13 protein-coding genes are annotated in these 16,288 nt (G+C 71.9%); 6 read left to right on the plus strand and 7 right to left on the minus strand.

From position 1 onward, the window contains the following. Positions 1–45 precede the first annotated feature (45 nt). A complete protein-coding gene (locus ACX27O_RS21430; protein WP_030335083.1) occupies positions 46–690 on the plus strand; it encodes a hypothetical protein in 645 nt (214 codons plus the stop codon). Positions 691–841: 151 nt separating this feature from the next. On the opposite strand, the gene ACX27O_RS21435 is transcribed toward ACX27O_RS21430, so the two are convergent. The 5 genes from ACX27O_RS21435 to ACX27O_RS21455 are packed head-to-tail and all read right to left on the minus strand — an operon-like array spanning position 842 to position 6,399. Continuing rightward, complete coding sequence (locus ACX27O_RS21435) at positions 842–1,789, minus strand: ABC transporter substrate-binding protein (RefSeq protein WP_030335085.1); 948 nt, start codon at positions 1,787–1,789, stop codon at positions 842–844. Next, positions 1,789–2,640, minus strand: coding sequence for an ABC transporter ATP-binding protein (locus ACX27O_RS21440; RefSeq protein ID WP_210865520.1), 852 nt, complete (start codon positions 2,638–2,640; stop codon positions 1,789–1,791). Before ACX27O_RS21440 ends, ACX27O_RS21435 begins: the two co-directional genes overlap by 1 nt. A gap of 19 nt (positions 2,641–2,659) precedes the next feature. Further along, entirely contained in the window at positions 2,660–3,847 is a 1,188-nt protein-coding gene (locus ACX27O_RS21445) for a FecCD family ABC transporter permease (protein ID WP_358126377.1), read from the minus strand. Further along, positions 3,844–4,890: a FecCD family ABC transporter permease gene (locus ACX27O_RS21450; RefSeq protein ID WP_030335090.1), complete on the minus strand. Its 1,047-nt coding sequence runs from the start codon at positions 4,888–4,890 to the stop codon at positions 3,844–3,846. The genes ACX27O_RS21445 and ACX27O_RS21450 overlap by 4 nt, the downstream gene beginning before the upstream one ends. Positions 4,891–4,950: 60 nt before the next feature. Beyond that, entirely contained in the window at positions 4,951–6,399 is a 1,449-nt protein-coding gene (locus ACX27O_RS21455; RefSeq protein ID WP_458939966.1) for a multicopper oxidase family protein, read from the minus strand. A gap of 160 nt (positions 6,400–6,559) precedes the next feature. Between ACX27O_RS21455 and ACX27O_RS21460 the strand changes: the two genes are divergently transcribed. Beyond that, a complete protein-coding gene (locus ACX27O_RS21460; protein ID WP_030335093.1) occupies positions 6,560–6,919 on the plus strand; it encodes a YciI family protein in 360 nt (119 codons plus the stop codon). Between the two features lie 11 nt (positions 6,920–6,930). Here the strand turns inward: ACX27O_RS21460 and ACX27O_RS21465 are convergent, their stop codons facing one another. Beyond that, positions 6,931–7,323 (minus strand): cytidine deaminase family protein, encoded by a 393-nt coding sequence (locus ACX27O_RS21465; RefSeq protein ID WP_458939967.1) that lies wholly within the window; start codon positions 7,321–7,323, stop codon positions 6,931–6,933. 155 nt (positions 7,324–7,478) lie between these two features. Between ACX27O_RS21465 and hrpA the strand changes: the two genes are divergently transcribed. Continuing rightward, on the plus strand, positions 7,479–11,525 hold the full coding sequence (hrpA, locus tag ACX27O_RS21470) for an ATP-dependent RNA helicase HrpA (RefSeq protein WP_458939968.1): 4,047 nt from the start codon (positions 7,479–7,481) through the stop codon (positions 11,523–11,525). Positions 11,526–11,531: 6 nt separating this feature from the next. On the opposite strand, the gene ACX27O_RS21475 is transcribed toward hrpA, so the two are convergent. After that, positions 11,532–12,461 carry a LysR family transcriptional regulator gene (locus ACX27O_RS21475; protein WP_030335099.1) on the minus strand — a complete coding sequence of 310 codons (930 nt, stop codon included), beginning with the start codon at positions 12,459–12,461 and terminating at the stop codon, positions 11,532–11,534. Between the two features lie 83 nt (positions 12,462–12,544). On the opposite strand from ACX27O_RS21475, the gene ACX27O_RS21480 reads away from it, so the two are divergent. The 3 genes from ACX27O_RS21480 to ACX27O_RS21490 are packed head-to-tail and all read left to right on the plus strand — an operon-like array spanning position 12,545 to position 15,928. Continuing rightward, positions 12,545–13,228, plus strand: coding sequence for a succinate dehydrogenase cytochrome b subunit (locus ACX27O_RS21480; protein ID WP_081883961.1), 684 nt, complete (start codon positions 12,545–12,547; stop codon positions 13,226–13,228). A gap of 1 nt (position 13,229) precedes the next feature. Further along, the gene (locus ACX27O_RS21485) at positions 13,230–15,167 is read left to right on the plus strand and encodes a fumarate reductase/succinate dehydrogenase flavoprotein subunit (RefSeq protein ID WP_210860987.1); all 1,938 of its coding nucleotides are present in this window, start codon (positions 13,230–13,232) and stop codon (positions 15,165–15,167) included. Continuing rightward, positions 15,164–15,928 (plus strand): succinate dehydrogenase/fumarate reductase iron-sulfur subunit, encoded by a 765-nt coding sequence (locus ACX27O_RS21490; RefSeq protein ID WP_210860989.1) that lies wholly within the window; start codon positions 15,164–15,166, stop codon positions 15,926–15,928. Before ACX27O_RS21485 ends, ACX27O_RS21490 begins: the two co-directional genes overlap by 4 nt. The last annotated feature ends 360 nt before the right edge of the window (positions 15,929–16,288 follow it).

The raw sequence follows: 16,288 nt of genomic DNA on the forward strand, positions 1-16,288 counted from the left end.
TAATCGAGTTCCTGACCTGCAGGATTACGATCCGGGAGGACGCCCGTGACCGCGCCCGCCGCCACGCCCCTCACCCCCTACGCCACGCTGCTCGGCTTCACCCGCTACGTCGACCGCACCGGCCCCACCAAGGCGACCTTCGTGGGCGGTCTGCGTAAGCAGCGAGCCAGCCGGTCCGGCTTCAACCCGCACGGGCAGTTCGTCAAGGCACTCAAGGCCGACATCGCCTTCCACACCGGCGGCACCCACCTGACCGGGGTGGTCGACGTGGTCAAGCCTCGCTGGCGCCCGCTCTACCAGGCGCTCGTTCCCGGCGCCACGGCCTGGCTGCACTCCCTCGGCGAGCCGGCCGCCGTCGACCTCGCCCAGACCCGCGACGCCCTGGCCATGCTGGGCGACCTACCCGTCAAGATCAACCCCCATTTCGGTGTACGCCACGCCGACGGCCGCGCCGAAGCGGTCCGCCTGCACTTCGACGAGACCCCGCCGAGCGAGGAATCGGTGCTGGCCACCCTGCACCTGATGGCCCGCCACATGGACGCGGTGCTCCCGCACGCCGAACCGGTCCTGGTGGATGTCCGCCGTGGCCAGGCCCACCACATGCCCACCGACGCCAAGCCCGAGCAGATCGAACGCTGGCTGGCCGGCGAAGCCGCCGCCTTCCGCGCCATCTGGTCCACCGCCGCCTAACCCGCCCGCACCCCCACCCCCACCCCGCCGCCGTCGCCGCCATCAAGATCCGCGCAACTTCAGGGATGCTGCTGCCTCCCACGATCGGGAAGCAGCAAGAACTCTGACGTTGCGCGGATCTTGGGGTTCGTTCGCGACGGTGCCGGCGGGGTCAGGCGGCGGGGAGGTACTTGGCCAGGTCGTCGAGGATCTTGTTGGCGGCGCCGACGCCGATGCCGGTCATCCAGACCTCGTCGGAGACGGGGTACGCCTTGCCGGCCTTGACGGCGCCCAGGCCCTTCCAGAGGGTTCCGCCAGCCACCTTGCTCTGCTCGGCGGCGGCCTTGTCGCCGTACGCGGTCACGAAGATGACGTCACCGTCGACCTCGCTGATCCGCTCGGGGCTGACCAGGTCGAAGCGCTTGTCCTCCTTGTTGGCGAGCATCTGCCGCTCGGGGCGGCCGAGGCCGGTGTCGCCGATGACGATGCCGGAGAACGAGTCCGGGCCGTACACCCGGATGTTGCCGGGCAGGAACCGCACGATCGACACCTTGCGCGCGGCGGGGTCGCCGAGGGTGGCACCGAAGTCCTTGGCCCGCTTCTCGTACGCGCCGAGCAGGTCCTTGGCCTGCTGCTCGCGGCCGAGCGCCTTGCCGTCGAGGAGGAGGTTCTCCTTCCAGGTGATGCCCACCTTGTCGGTGAACACGGTTGGCGCGATGGCGGCCAGTTCGTCGTAGAACTTCTCCTGGCGGAACTTGCTGCCCAGGATGAGGTCCGGCTTCAGCGCGTTGATCGCCTCCAGGTCGGGCTCGGTGAGCACCCCGACCTCCTTGATGCCGGCGAGCTTGTCCGCGCCGAAGTAGGTCGGCCAGCTCTTGGCCTCACCGGCGGTGGCGGCACCGACGGGCGTGATGCCCAGTGAGAGCGCCGTGTCGATCTTGTCGGTGTCGAGCACGACCACCCGCTTGGGCTCCGCCGGGACCTTGGTGGTGCCCATGGCGTGGGTGATCTCCCGGGTCTCCCCGGTGGTGGTGCCGGCGACCGGGTCGCTCTCACCGCAGGCGGTGAGTCCGACGCCGAGGGCGGCGGCCGCGGCGAGAGCGGCGACGAGACGACGCATCAGAGTCCTTTCGAGGGGTACGAGCCGGCGAGCGGAATCGCTGCGTCGGCGGGGGTGACCGGGCTGGCGGAGGTGCCACCGGTGTACGCGGGCACCACCAGGGGTGCGCCGGTCACCGGGCAGGGCACGACCACACAGGCCAGCCCGAAGACGTCGCGGACCAGGTCGGCGGTGAGGATCTCCCGGGGCGGTCCGGCGGCCACCACGGCGCCGGCGCGCATCGCGACCAGGTGGTCGGCGTAGCGGGCGGCCTGGTTCAGGTCGTGCAGCACGGCGACCACGGTGCGGCCCCGCTCGGCGCGCAGCCGGTGCAGCAGGTCCAGCACCTCCACCTGGTGGGCCAGGTCGAGGAAGGTGGTCGGCTCGTCCAGCAGCAGGGCGTCGGTGTCCTGGGCGAGGGTCATGGCGATCCAGACCCGTTGCCGCTGACCGCCGGAGAGGCTGTCCACCGGTCGGTCGGCCAGGTCGGTCACGTCGGCGAGGGCCATCGCGTGGTCCACCGCCGCGCCGTCCTCCGACGACCACTGCCGCCACCACCGCTGGTAGGGCTGCCTGCCCCGCCCGACCAGGTCCGCCACTGTGACGCCCTCGGGCACCAGCGGGCTCTGCGGCAGGACGCCGAGGCGGCGGGCGACCTCCCGGGTCGGCAGGTCGCGGATCGCGGTGCCGTCCAGCAGCACCGTGCCCCGGCGGGGGTTGAGCAGCCGGGCCATCGTGCGCAGCAGGGTGGACTTGCCGCACGCGTTGGGGCCGACGATGACGGTGAACGCGTCGGTCGGCAGGTCCAGGTCGAGCCCGTCGAGCACGGTCCGGTCGTCGTAGCCGGCGACCAGGTCGCGGGTAGAGAGCATCACACGACTCCTCGAGGCGTCACGACGACCGCCGCCGACCACGCAGCAGCAGGAAGATCAGGTACGGGCCACCGATCGCGGCGGTCAGCACCCCGGCGGGCAGTTGGGTGGGTGCGAACAGCCGCCGGCCGGCCAGGTCGGCCAGCACCAGCAGGAGCGCGCCGAGCAGGGCCGCGCAGACCAGCGGCGGCCGTTCGGCGCGTACCAGCCGGCGGGCCACCTGCGGGGCGACCAGCGCCACGAAGTCCACGGCCCCGACCTGGGCGGTGACCATCGCGGCGACGAGCACACCGGTGCCGGCGAGACCGATCCGGCGGGCCACCGGGCGCAGCCCGACGCCCCGGGCGGTGTCGTCGTCGAGGGCGGTGCTGTTCAGCGCCCAGCCGGCCCAGGCCAGCACCGGCAGCAGCACCAGCAGGGTGCCGGCGATCCAGGCGGCCTCGGTCCAGCCCTTGCCGGCCAGGGTGCCGATCAGCCAGATCTGCGCGCGCAGCCCGTCGATCGGGTCGGCGGTGAGCATGACCACCTCGGTGAGCGCCCGGAAGCCGAACGCGACCGCCACGCCGGCGAGCACGAACCGCTGTGCCGCCAGCCCGTGCCGGGCGCCGAGGGCGAACAGCAGCGCCGCCGCGAGCAGCCCACCCACCAGCGCGGTGGGCGCCACCAGCACGGCGGCCATTCCGCTGGTCAGGGCCACGGTGGCGGCGAGACCGGCGCCCTGGGTGATGCCGATGACGTCCGGGCTGGCGAGCGGGTTGCGGGCCACGCTCTGGATCAGCGTGCCGGCCACGCCGAAGGCGGCGCCGGCCACGGCGGCCAGCACGACGCGCGGCAGCCGAAGGTCGAAGACCACGAGGTCGTACGGGGTGCCGGCCCCGGAGAGGGCACGCAGCACGTCGGCCGGGGCGACGTACGGGGTGCCCAGCGAGAGACTGAGCACCACGGCCAGCAGGAGCAGCACGGTCAGCACGGCGGCCACCAGGACCGCGCGACGGCGGATCAGCAGGCTGACCGGGCCGATCCGCAGCAGCGACCGCCCGGCCAGCCGGATCGACTCACCGGACGGCACGGCGGTGCTCGACAGGCCGGCGGCACCGGGCGAGGCGGCGGCGGAGGCGGCGGCGGGCGAGCCGGCGGCGGAGGCGGCGGACGAGGCGGCGGCGTCAGACGCGTCGGAGGGGCCGGAGGTGCGCTGGGTGGTGGTCACGCGGTCACCACCCGGGCGCGACGGACCAGCACGGCCAGCAGTGGCGCACCGATCAGCGCGGTGACGATCCCGGCCGGGATCTCGCCGGGTGGGGCGACGAGCCGACCGACGATGTCGGCGGCGAGCAGCAGCGCCGGCCCGAGCAGGGCGGAGACGGCCAGGGTCCAGCGGTGGTCCGCGCCGACCAGGGCGCGCGCCAGGTGCGGCACGGCCAGCCCGACGAACGCGACCGGGCCGGCAGCGGCCACCGCCGCACCGGTCAGCAGCACGGCGGCGAGGCCACCACCGAGGCGGACCAGGCCGATCCGGTGGCCGAGTCCACGGGCCACGTCGTCGCCGAGGGCCAGCGCGTCCAGACCGCGGGCCACCAGGGCGGCCAGGACCAACCCGACGAGGACGAACGGCAGCACCTGCGCGGTGACCGACAGGTCCCGGCCGGACAGACCGCCGACCACCCAGAAGCGGTACTCCTCGAAGGTGCGGGCGTCGATGCTGAGCAGGGCGTACACCCCGGAGGCCAGGCTGGCGTCGAGCGCCGCGCCGACCAGCGCGAGGGTGACCGGGCTGGCGCCCTCGCGGGCGCGGGTGGCGATGGCGAAGACCAACAGCCCGGCGATCAGGGCTCCGGCGATGCCGAACCAGACGTACCCGGCGAGCGTGCCGACGCCGAAGACGGAGATCGCCAGGACCACCCCGAACGACGCGCCAGCGCTGATGCCCAGGATGCGCGGCTCGGCGAGGGGGTTGCGGGTGAGCGCCTGGAACAGCACCCCCGCCACGGCGAGCGCGAGGCCGACGGCGAGGCCGAGCGCGGTCCGTGGCATCCGCAGCTCACGGACGATGGTGCTGGCGTCGCCGCCGTCGGGTGCGACGAGCGCGTGCCAGACCTGGTCGACGCCGAGTTGTCGGCTGCCGAGCGCGAAGCTGGCCAGCACGGTGAGCAGCAGCACCAGCGCGGCCCCGACGGTGACGGCCACCCGGCGGCCGGTACGGGTGCCGGACCGGTTGCGGGCCGGGGTCGGCCGGGTGGCGAGGGTGGTCACGAGTCTCCTGCACGTTCACGCTTAGGTTCGCCTAACCTTAGCCGAGCTGCAGAAAGAGGCCTAACCGGCGTCTGTCGATGCCGTCGGGGCTCCCCCGGCCCCGCCCGCCGCGCCACCGTCACCGGCCTCCGCGCCACCGCGCGGCAACACGTTCAGCGGTCGCATCATCTCGTTGTCCTCGTGCTCAAGCAGGTGGCAGTGCCAGGCGTACCGACCCGGCAGGTCGAAGTGCGCCTTGATCCGGGTCACCTCCCACGGGTACGCGAGCACCGTGTCCATCAACCCCCGGTCCGCCGGGCCCGGCTGCACCCTGCCCGAGTGTCCCCGGCCGAGCAGCTCGAACTGGACCTGGTGCAGGTGGACCGGGTGCACGTGCCGGGTGAAGTTGCGCACCTCCCAGACCTCGGTGTCGCCGAGGGTGGGCTGTTCGGTCACCGGATCGCTCCAGCGCAACGGCAGACCCCGGCCGCGCTCGTCGAGGACGCCGAGCAGCATCACCGTCGACCCGCCGGACCCGCGCTCGTTGAGCGACAGCCGGCGTACCCGCTGGGCCGCTCCGAGCCGAGGGTACGCCGGCAGCCGTAGCTGTTCCGGTGGGACGCTGGGGTCCGCGCCGGCGGCGTCGGTGACCACGAACCGCAGCACCTGCCCAGTGGTCTGCGGGTCGGCCGGCGGGAAGTCCACCCCGGGGCGACCGCCGGCGTACATCCCGTCCGGCCCTTCGTTCACGAGGTACAGCTCGGTGCCGGCCGGGACGTCGGTGAAGTCGACGATCGCGTCGACCCGCTGGGCGGGGCCGAGCGACACGCGTTCGTGCGCCACCGGCTCCGGCAGGAAGCCACCGTCGCTGCCGATCTGCAAGACCGGCAGCACCGGCCGGGCCGGCCGGGCGGTGGCGTTCGCGGCCACGCTGAGCAGCAGGAAACGGCTGTTGCAGCCGTTGAGCAGCCGGAACCGGTAGCGCCGGCGCCGCACTGTCAGCGTGGGCCAGGTGCGGCCGTTGACCACGATGGTGGAGCCGGAGAACCCGGGCACGGACACTGGCGGCCCGTCGCCGTTGCCGGAGTACCGCTTCGGGTATTGCAGGTCGCCGTCGGCGGTGAAGCTGCGGTCCTGGATCATCAGCGGGATGTCGTGGTACGAGGCGGTCGGCGGGTCGGCGCGGGTCGGCGCCGGGCCGGGCAGCACTTCCTCCGGCAGCTCGTCCCCGCCGAGCAGGTAGAACCCGGCGGGCCCGGCGTAGACGTTCTCGCGGGTGAGCCCGAGCGTGTGGTCGTGGTACCAGAGGGTGCACGGGCGCTGGTCGTTCGCGTACTCGAAGGTGGCCGAGCCCGGCGTCCAGCGCAGCCCGGACCGTTCGGCGAACCGGGACCGGAACTCGCGGTACGCGCTGCCGGACACGGCGAAGTCCGGCGGCAGGTCGCGGGCCGCCGGCAGGTACCACGCCTCGGCGTGCCCGTCGCTCTCCTGGGCGCTGTGCGCGCCGTGCAGATGCACCACCTGCGGCACCGGTCCGCGATACCCCTGCGGGCTGCCGTCCCACCGCCCGTGACGGTCCCGGTGCTCGATGCCACCGGCCGATATGAGAATGAGATTCGCGGACGACCACAGGACGGACAGATGCTCGATGACACCCAGAAGAGGGACATTCGCCTCATAGGGTGGGAACATGCGATTCGACCAGCACACGGTCGTCCTGCTGAGCCGACCGTCGGATCCGCCGGAGCTGCCGCAGGACGCCATCGACCGCCTGCAGGACGCCCACCTGGCGCATCAGGCGGGCCTCGTGCAGCAGGGGCTGGTGCTCGCGGCCGGGCCGTTCCTCCACCCCGACGACGAGCGGTTGCGGGGCTTCGTGGTGCTGTCCATCGCCCCGGACGAGGCCCGCGCGCTCTTCGCCAACGACCCGGCCGTGCGTGCCGGTCGCCTGCTCGCGCGGGTGACCACCTGGCTGCTCCCGGAGGGCAACCTGCGCTTCGAGAGCGTGCCGGTGCCGCAGTCGATGCTGGAGGCCGCCGCCGGAGACTGACGCGCGCCCGGTCAGCCGGCCGAGTCGCTGCCGGTCTCCGCGGGCAGCTCCCCGAGCGGGACCACCAGCGGGACGTCCATCGGGCCGACGATCACCCGCAGGTCCGGGAAGTGGTCGGCCAGCACCTGCCGGCACCGGGCACAGGGCGCGACGACCTCGCGACCGCGGTCGGCGACCGTGACGATCGTCTCCAACGCGGTGACGCCCTGCGTCGCGGCCGTGGCGATCACGACCAGCTCGGCGCAGACCGCTGCGCTGGCGTGCCGGACGTTCACGCCCGTGAAGACCCGCCCGTCCACGGTCCGGGCCGCCGACGCGACAGTGTGGCGCTGGCTGCGGCACCGCAGCTTGGCGACCGCGGTGGCGGCCTGCACCAACGCGCGGTCGGTGTCACGCATCTCCATCCCGGCTCCCCCAGCGCTCGACGTCGGCCGCCAACTCTAGGTCCCGGTCATGGCCGTCACGGGACCGGAGGCCCCCGGTGAACGGCAGTCGAGGAGCGGGCCGCTCGATAACCCGGGGGCGGTGCGCCGCCGGGCTGCCTATCCTTGGGCACGACATGCAGAATCCAACCGCCTCCGTCGCGACCGATCCCGTTCGCGAGCTGCACCGCCGCCTCACACCTCTGATGTTCCGCGACCAGCGCCGACTCCAGCGGCGGCTGGACGGTGCCCGCAAGCTGCGCGACCCGCAGCGTCGGGAGGCGGCGCTGACCGAGATCACCGCCGACCTGGTCCGGGCCGAGCAGCGGCTCGCCGCCCGCCAGGCCGCGGTGCCCGTGATCACGTACCCGGCGGGTCTGCCGGTCAGTGAGCGCAAGGACGACATCGCCACGGCCATCCGCGACCACCAGGTGGTGATCGTGGCGGGCGAGACCGGCTCCGGCAAGACCACCCAGATCCCCAAGATCTGCCTGGAGCTGGGGCGCGGCGTGCACGGCCTGATCGGGCACACCCAGCCCCGGCGGTTGGCCGCCCGCACGGTGGCCGACCGGATCGCCGACGAGCTGGGCACCGAGCTGGGTGACGTGGTCGGCTACAAGGTGCGCTTCACCGACCAGGTCAGCGAACGCAGCCTGGTGAAGCTGATGACCGACGGCATCCTGCTGGCCGAGCTGCAGACCGACCGGATGCTGCGCCAGTACGACACGCTGATCATCGACGAGGCGCACGAGCGCAGCCTCAACATCGACTTCATCCTCGGGTACCTGCGGGAGCTGCTGCCCCGCCGACCCGACCTCAAGGTGATCATCACCTCGGCGACCATCGAGACCGACCGGTTCGCCAAGCACTTCGCTGACACCGAGGGCAGTCCCGCGCCGGTCGTCGAGGTCTCCGGACGCACCTATCCGGTCGAGGTCCGCTACCGCCCGCTGGTCGAGCTCGCCGAGGGCGAGGACGACGGCGACGCCGACGAGGAGAACGTCCGCGACCAGATCCAGGCGATCGGCGACGCCGTCGAGGAACTGGCCGCCGAGGGCCCCGGCGACATCCTGGTCTTCCTCAGCGGCGAGCGGGAGATCCGGGACACCGCCGACGCGCTGGGCAAGCTGGTGCAGAAGAAGCGAACGCTGCTCGGCACCGAGATCCTGCCGCTGTACGCGCGGCTCTCCTCCGCCGAGCAGCACCGGGTCTTCGCCGCGCACAACTCCCGTCGGGTGGTGCTCGCCACCAACGTCGCGGAGACCTCGCTGACAGTGCCCGGCATCAAGTACGTGGTGGACCCGGGCACCGCCCGCATCTCCCGCTACTCCAGCCGGCTCAAGGTGCAGCGGCTGCCGATCGAGCCGATCTCCCAGGCCTCGGCCAACCAGCGCAAGGGCCGCTGCGGCCGTACGTCGGACGGCATCTGCATCCGCCTCTACGACGAGCAGGACTTCGCGTCCCGGCCCGAGTTCACCGACCCGGAGATCCTGCGGACCAACCTGGCCTCGGTCATCCTCCAGATGACAGCGATCGGGCTCGGCGACCTCGCCGCGTTCCCGTTCATCGACCCGCCGGACAAGCGCAACATCACCGACGGTGTCAATCTGCTGCACGAGTTGGGCGCGTTGGACCCGACCGAGGCCGACCCGGCGAAGCGGCTCACCGCGCTCGGTCGGCGGCTGGCCCAGCTGCCTGTCGACCCGCGACTGGCCCGGATGGTGGTCGAGGGCGAGCGCAACGGCTGCGCCACCGAGGTGCTGGTGATCGCCGCCGCGCTCTCCATCCAGGACCCGCGGGAGCGACCGGCGGAGAAGCAGGCCCAGGCCGACCAGGCGCACGCCCGGTTCGCCGACAAGGAGTCGGACTTCGTCGCCTACCTCAACCTGTGGCGTTACCTGCGCGAGCAACAGCGCGAGCTGTCCTCCAGCGCCTTCCGCCGGATGTGCAAGGCGGAGTACCTGAACTACCTGCGGATCCGCGAGTGGCAGGACATCGTCAGCCAACTGCGCCAGGTGCTGCGTACCCCGGGCGAGGGCGACCGGCGCGGTGGGCGGCCGGCGCGCGACACCCCGGCCGACGCGGAGGCCGGCCGGGCACGCCGTGGTGGCGCGGACCTGCCGGAGGAGATCGACACCCCGAAGGTGCACCAGTCGCTGCTGCCCGGCCTGCTGTCGCACATCGGCCTCAAGGACGCCCAGAAACACGAGTACCTGGGCGCGCGGGGGGCGAAGTTCGGGATCTTCCCCGGATCGGCGTTGTTCAAGAAGCCGCCGCGCTGGGTGATGGCCGCCGAGCTGGTGGAGACGTCCCGGCTGTGGGGCCGCATCGCCGGCCGGGTCGAGCCGGAGTGGGTCGAACCCCTCGCCCAGCACCTGGTCAAGCGCAGCTACAGCGAGCCGCACTGGGAGAAGAAGCAGGCCGCGGTGATGGCCTACGAGAAGGTCACCCTGTACGGGGTTCCGCTGGTCAGCTCCCGCAAGGTCAACTTCGGTCGGATCGACCCGGCGCTGAGCCGGGAGCTGTTCATCAGGCACGCCCTGGTCGAGGGTGACTGGCAGACCCACCACCAGTTCTGGGCGGACAACAAACGGCTGCTCGCCGAGATCGAGGAGCTGGAGAGCCGGGCCCGACGCCGGGACATCCTGGTCGACGACGAGACCATCTTCGGCTTCTACGACCAGCGGATCCCGGCCGACGTCTCGTCCGGGCGGCACTTCGACTCGTGGTGGAAGAAGACCCGCCGCGAGCGTCCCGACCTGCTCACCTTCACCCGCGACCTGCTGATCAACGACGGCCGGGCGGGGGTGGCCGAGGACGACTACCCGGACGAGTGGCGGACTGACGGGGTGAGTCTCCCGCTGACGTACCGGTTCGAGCCGGGCACACCGGACGACGGCGTCACAGTGGACATCCCGTTGCCGCTGCTCAACCAGGTGCCGGCGGAGAGCTTCGACTGGCAGGTGCCGGGGCTGCGCGAGGAGACGGTGATCGCGCTGATCCGCTCGCTGCCGAAGGCGATCCGCCGCAACTTCGTCCCGGTGCCGGACTACGCCCGGGCCGCCCTGGCGGCGATCACGCCCGGCGAGGAGTCGCTGCTGGACGCGCTCACCCGGCAGCTGCGCCGGATGACCGGGGTGACAGTGCCCCGCGACGCCTGGGAGCCGGGCAAGCTCCCGGCGCACCTGCGGGTGACCTTCCGGGTGCTCGGCGACGACGAGAAGCCGGTCGCCGAGGGCAAGGACCTGCCGGCCCTGCAACGCCAACTCCGCCAGGAGGTACGCCAGGTGGTGGCGGCCGCCGCCCCGGAGGTGGCCCGCACGGGCCTGCGGGAGTGGAGCGTCGGCACCCTGCCCCGGACCATCGAGCAGGTCCGCGCCGGCTACGCGGTCACCGCGTACCCGGCCCTGGTCGACGAGGGCGCGACGGTCGGGGTGAAGGTGTTCGACTCCCCCGCCGAGGCGGAGGCGGCGCACTGGGCCGGCACCCGCCGGCTGCTGCGGCTCACCGTGCCGTCCCCGGCGCGGTTCCTGCAGGGCCGGCTCGACAACGCGGCCAAGCTGGCGCTGAGCCGCAACCCGCACGGCGGCGTCCAGGAGCTGATCGAGGACGCGGCGGGCGCGGCCATCGACCGGCTGATCGACGCCGCCGGTGGGCCGGCGTGGGACGCCGAGGGCTTCGCCGCCCTGCGCGAGAAGGTCCGCGCCGACCTGGTCGACACCGTCGTCGAGGTGATGGACCGGGTCCGCAAGGTCCTCGCCGCCGCGTACGCCGTCGAGCAGCGCCTCGGCGCGACCCGCAACCTCGCCGTGGTCGCGGCGCTGGCCGACATCCGCAACCAGCTCGCCGGGCTGGTGCACGCCGGTTTCATCACCGAGACCGGGTACGCGCGCCTGCCCGACCTGCTGCGCTACCTCACCGCCATCGAACGTCGACTGGACCGCCTCGGCGGCAACCCGCAACGCGACCGCCAACAGCAGGACCGGATCGCCGTGGTGCAGAAGGAGTACGCCGACCTGCTCGCCAACCTGCCGCCGGCCCGTCGGCAGGAGACAGCGGTCCGGCAGATCCGCTGGATGATCGAGGAGCTGCGGGTGAACGTCTTCGCCCAGGCGCTGGGCACCCCGTACCCCGTCTCGGAGCAGCGGATCTACCGCGCGATGGACGACGCCGAGGGCCGCTGACGCCGGTCAGAGCGGGTCCACCCCGGGCGGGAGCTCGTCGCGGTCGATGGCCGACTGGATGTAGTCGAGCAGGATGCGGCGCAGCTCCCGGCCGGCGTGGGTGGGTACGACGTCACGGCGGCGGGCCACCGCGATGGTCCGCCGCACCCCGGGCGGGGCGAGCGGGGTGATCCGCACGCCCGGCCGGCGCGCCAGCACGATGCCGGGCACGAGCGCGATGCCGAGCCCCGCCTCGACGAAGCTGAGCACGGCGTCCATCTCGCCGCCGTCCACCGCGAAGCTCGGTTCGAAGCCCGCCTCCCGGCAGGCCTGGATGGTCGCGTCGCGCAGGTCGTACCCCTCCCGGAACATCACCATCGGCTGGTCCCGAAGGTCGGTGATGCGCAGCTCGCCCGTCGCCGAGGCGGTCGGCACCTCGTCCACCGAGGCCACCACCAGGCTCTCCCGCAGGATCGGGTCGACCCGCAGACCCGGGTCGGCGCCCTGCGACGGCATGATGATCAGCGCCAGGTCCAGATCCCCGCGCAGCAGGTCACGGACGAGGTCCTGGGAGCCGCCCTCCTCGACGCGCAGGTCGACCGTGGGGTGCGCGTCGCGGAACCGGCGCAGCACCGGCGGGGCGAGCGAGGTGGCCAGGCTGGGGGTGGCCCCGAGCCGGACCCGGCCCCGGCGCAGCCCGACCAGCTCCTGGACCTCCCGGGTCGCCGTCTCCACGTCGGCGAGGATGCGGGTGGCCAACGGCAGCAGCACCTCACCCGCCGCGGTGAGCGCGATGTTGCCCCTTACCCGCTCGAACAGGGGCGCCCCGAGGTCGGCCTCCAGAGCGTGAATTTGCTTACTGAGAGAAGGCTGAGTGATGCCGACCAGGTCGGCGGCTTGGGTGAAATGTCGTACTTCGGCCACCGCGACGAAGTACCGGAGCTGATGGAGCTGCATCTACATAGCCTACGGCTATCAACGCTACGAGTTTGATGCATTGGACGACTGATCGAAGTGCTCCTAGCGTCGGTCTCGTGGTAATGACGAAAACTCGGTCGCCCATCCGCTCGAACGTCGGCCTCAAGGCCGTCATGGCGGTGACGGGCATCCTGCTGGTGCTCTTCCTCATCGCCCACATGCTGGGGAACCTGAAGGTGTTCACGGGGGAAACCTCGTTCGACCACTACGCGCACTGGCTGCGCGACATCGGCAAGCCACTGCTGCCCGGCGTCTGGTTCCTGTGGATCCTGCGCACCGTGCTGGTGGTGGCGGTCGTCGCCCACATCGTGGCCGCCACCGTGCTGGCCCGGCGGGCCCGCGCCGCCCGCCCGGTCAAGTACGCCCACCGCAAGAAGGTCAACGGCAGCTACGCCGCGCGCACGATGCGCTGGGGCGGCGTGATCATCCTGCTCTTCGTGATCTACCACCTCCTGGACCTGACCACCGGCACGCTGAACCCGGTCGGCAACGAGAGCAAGCCGTACGGCAACGTCGTCGCCGACTTCGCGCCGGAGCGCTGGTACGTCACGCTCTTCTACACGCTCGCCATCGTCACGGTGGGCTTCCACCTGCGCCACGGCGCGTTCAGCGCGTTCCGCAGCCTCGGCCAGCAGACGCCGCGCGGCGAGCGGCGGGCGCGTACCGCAGCTCTGGTCTTCGCCGTGCTGCTCTGCGCCGGGTACCTGGTGGTCCCGTTCGCCGTACTCACCGGATTGGTGTCCTGACATGGAACTCTTCACCGAGGGCGACCCGATCGCCGACACCAAGGCTCCCGCCGGCCCGGTCGAGAAGCGTTGGGAGACCCGGCGCTTCGAGGCCAAGCTGGTCAACCCCGCCAACCGTCGCAAGATGACGGTGATCGTGGTCGGCACCGGCCTGGCCGGCGGCTCGGCCGCCGCCACCCTGGCCGAGCAGGGCTACCACGTCAAGTCCTACTGCTACCAGGACAGCCCGCGCCGGGCGCACTCCATCGCGGCGCAGGGTGGCATCAACGCGGCGAAGAACTACCGCAACGACGGCGACTCCGTCCACCGGCTCTTCTACGACACCGTCAAGGGCGGCGACTTCCGCTCCCGGGAGTCGAACGTGCACCGGCTGGCCGAGGTGTCGGTGAACATCATCGACCAGTGCGTCGCCCAGGGTGTGCCGTTCGCCCGCGAGTACGGCGGTCTGCTGGACACCCGCTCCTTCGGTGGCGCCCAGGTGCAGCGCACCTTCTACGCCCGGGGCCAGACGGGTCAGCAGCTGCTGCTCGGCGCGTACCAGGCCCTGGAGCGGCAGATCGGCCTGGGCAACGTGGAGATGAACGCCCGGCACGAGATGCTGGAGCTGGTCCTGGTCGACGGCAAGGCCCGCGGCATCGTCGTGCGGGACCTGGTCACCGGCGAGATCAGCACCGAGATGGCCGACGCCGTGGTGCTCGCCTCCGGCGGCTACGGCAACGTCTTCTACCTCTCCACCAACGCCAAGGGCTGCAACGTCACCGCCACCTGGCGGGCGCACCGCAAGGGCGCGTACTTCGCCAACCCCTGCTACACGCAGATCCACCCGACCTGCATCCCGGTCTCCGGCGACCACCAGTCGAAGCTGACCCTGATGAGCGAGTCGCTGCGCAACGACGGCCGGGTCTGGGTGCCGAAGGCCAAGGGCGACGACCGCAACCCGAAGGACATTCCGGAGGACGACCGGGACTACTACCTGGAGCGGATCTACCCCTCCTTCGGCAACCTGGTCCCCCGCGACATCGCCTCCCGCGCCGCGAAGAACGTCTGCGACGAGGGCCGCGGCGTCGGCCCGACCAAGCTCGGCGTCTACCTCGACTTCGCCGACGCGATCAACCGGCTCGGCCGCAAGGCCATCGAGGCCAAGTACGGCAACCTCTTCGAGATGTACGAGCGGATCACCGGCGAGGACCCGTACGAGGTGCCGATGCGGATCTACCCCGCCGTGCACTACACGATGGGCGGCCTGTGGGTCGACTACGACCTCCAGTCGAACATCCCCGGCCTGTTCGTGATCGGTGAGGCGAACTTCTCCGACCACGGCGCGAACCGGCTCGGCGCCTCGGCGCTGATGCAGGGCCTCGCCGACGGCTACTTCGTGCTGCCCACCACCATCGCCAACTACCTGGCCTCCGGTCCCCTTGACAAGGTCGACGCCAGCCACCCGGCGGCGATCGAGGCCCGCAACGACGTCGAGGACCGCGTCCGGCGGCTGCTCGCCGTCAACGGCGACCGGACCGTGGACTCGTTCCACCGCGAGCTGGGCCAGATCATGTGGGAACACTGCGGCATGGAGCGCAGCGAGGCCGGCCTGCGCAAGGCGATCGGTGAGATCCGCTCGCTGCGCGAGGCGTTCTGGCAGCGGGTCAAGGTGTCCGGCACCGGCGAGGAACTCAACCAGTCGCTGGAGAAGGCCGGCCGGGTGGCCGACTTCTTCGAACTGGCCGAGCTGATGTGCATCGACGCCCTGCACCGCGAGGAGTCCTGCGGCGGCCACTTCCGGGCCGAGCACCAGACCCCCGACGGTGAGGCGCAGCGCGACGACGACCGGTTCGCGTACGTGGCGGCCTGGGAGTTCACCGCCGACGGTGAGCCCTCGGTGCTGCACAAGGAAGACCTGAAGTTCGAATACGTCCACCCCACGCAGCGGAGCTACAAGTGAACCTGACCCTGCGCATCTGGCGCCAGAAGGGCCCTGAGGACAAGGGTCGGATGGTGACCTACCCGGTCGACGACGTGTCCCCGGACATGTCGTTCCTGGAGATGCTCGACGTGCTCAACGAGCGGCTGATCCTCTCCGGCGAGGACCCGGTGGCGTTCGACCACGACTGCCGCGAGGGCATCTGCGGCATGTGCGGCCTGATGATCAACGGTGACGCGCACGGGCCGCAGCGCGGCACCACCGCGTGCCAGCTGCACATGCGGCAGTTCAAGGACGGCGAGACGATCGACATCGAGCCGTGGCGGGCCAGCGCCTTCCCGGTCGTCAAGGACCTGGTGGTCAACCGCAGCGCCTTCGACCGGATCATCGCGGCCGGTGGGTACGTCACCGCGCCGACCGGCAGCGCGCCCGAGGCCCACTCCACCCCGGTGGCCAAGGCCAACGCCGACGCCGCCTTCGAGTCGGCGGCCTGCATCGGCTGCGGCGCGTGCGTGGCCGCCTGCCCGAACGGCTCCGGCATGCTCTTCACCGCCGCCAAGCTCACCCAGCTCTCGCTGCTGCCGCAGGGCCAGCCCGAGCGCTACACCCGGGTGATCGGCATGGTCGACGCGCACGACGAGGCCGGCTTCGGCGGCTGCACCAACGCCGGCGAATGCACCCCGGCCTGCCCGAAGGGCATCCCGCTGAACACCATCGGCCGCCTCAACCGCGACTACCTCACGGCCACCGCCAAGGGCGCCAACAACACCCCCGGTTCCTGAGGGTCCAGCCCCGTACCGAACGCCCGACCGCCGTACCCCACGCTCTTTCCGGGGTACGGCGGTCGGGCGGGCTCTGGGCGGGCTCACTCTCGGTCGTTGGTTGCGGTGGGGCTGGGGCGGCCGTCCCCGGCTCCGGGCGGTCAGGCTTGATCCCTCCGCCGGGGACGGCCGCCCCAGCCTGACCCCGGTCGCGGCCCGTCCGCATCGCATGATCCACTCGCGTTTCAGGAAATCGGCCGGTTACCGCACGCCGGATACCGCGATTTCAAGAAACCCGAGTGGATCCACCCGATCTCGGCCCAGCTGACCCCGACACCACCACGACAAAGGGGTCAAGACGGACGAGCCGCCACTCAAGGA

It is taken from the genome of Micromonospora sp. SD19 (genome assembly GCF_054462275.1).